The organism is Vibrio sp. Vb0888 (assembly GCF_033338835.1).
GTDB lineage: Bacteria > Pseudomonadota > Gammaproteobacteria > Enterobacterales > Vibrionaceae > Vibrio > Vibrio alginolyticus.
On sequence record NZ_JAWOTL010000201.1, the window covers coordinates 1 to 1,219 of the forward strand.

General features: G+C 42.1%; 2 protein-coding genes. Both read left to right on the forward strand.

Going from position 1 to position 1,219, the window contains the following annotated elements:
• Positions 1-77: 77 nt before the first annotated feature.
• On the forward strand, positions 78-485 hold the full coding sequence (locus R7P72_RS25005; RefSeq protein WP_025613408.1) for an OsmC family protein: 408 nt from the start codon (positions 78-80) through the stop codon (positions 483-485).
• Between the two features lie 236 nt (positions 486-721).
• Positions 722-931, forward strand: coding sequence for a hypothetical protein (locus R7P72_RS25010; protein ID WP_318110960.1), 210 nt, complete (start codon positions 722-724; stop codon positions 929-931).
• The last annotated feature ends 288 nt before the right edge of the window (positions 932-1,219 follow it).

Sequence of the window (1,219 nt, forward strand, 5' to 3'; positions counted from 1 at the left end):
ATCGGTATTGCGTTGCTCACCCCTTAGCAGGGCGTTAAGTGCAATCAGCGAGAGTCACATCAAAAAAGTAGGGAAGTATGAGCATTAATATAAAATGGGATGGTGATTGTCGCTTTAAAGTGTCAACTGAAGGCGGTTTTACGTTTAATGTTGACGCTACAAGTGAGAAAGCCCCTTGTCCAACGGAAGTTCTATTGTCGGCTTTAGGTTCATGTAGTGCTACGGATGTCGTCTTGTTACTACAAGATCAAGGTTTTGAAGTTCAAGGTCTAGAAAATACGGTTACTTTTGCCCTAACGGAATCAGAACCTCGTTTATATAAATCGGCAAACTTACACTTTACAGTAAATGGCAGTGGTTTTAAGGAGTCTGACATTTTGCGAGCAGCTCAAGAAGCGGTGGAAAAGCATTGTCATGTTTGTCTTATGTTGAGCCCTACAATCGATATCACTTGCTCAGCTGAAGTGGGTGAAAATTGCACTTAACAAAGCGTTTAAGAGGGATTTGGCACGCGTGGCATTTTTAGTTTGCGTCGAGTTTTGTGTTTAAGGTGCCATGCTGAAACCTTTGCGTTGCGTGCCTGCACCCCTTAACGCAGCGTTAGTTGCCAAGGCGAAAAGCGCAGCTAAAGCGGAGCATTTAGGGCTATAATAGTCTGTGCTGTTTTTCCTGATTCTGTGTTTAGGTGTAAGTTTGCTGAAATCGCGTTCGATGTTTATTAGTGTGGTTTTGGTTTGCCGTTTCAGAAGCCGATTTACTTGTTGAAAGTCAGCTTTGTGGCATTGTTTCTCCAAAAGGTCTTTTTGGTGTTGTCAGTTCGTTTTCTACGGCGTTGCGTGTTCCAAGTGGTTTCAGTGACAGGCGCTTTGAAACTGCGCCTGATTTAAGTCTCACAAAATACGAAATATGGATGCTGGCAAAGTTCAAGTAAACTTCAAGTCACAGCCTTAGGCTTGGCAACTAACAAACTGTTCAAGAGGGATTCCCAACGCTTGGCGGTTTGGTGTTAAATTTGGTAAAAGTGTTTACGGTGCAGTTAGTTAGGTTAGGTGGTTAGCGTTGCTCACCCCTTAACAGGGCGTTAGCTTAAATCATTAACAAGGATGTGTAATGAGAAGTAAAAAATGAATATTTGCAGGTATTTTACTCATTGGTGGACCTTCATTATTGCCATTTAGTTTGGAAGTTATCTCAATAATTGAGCTGTTTGGTCTTTTCG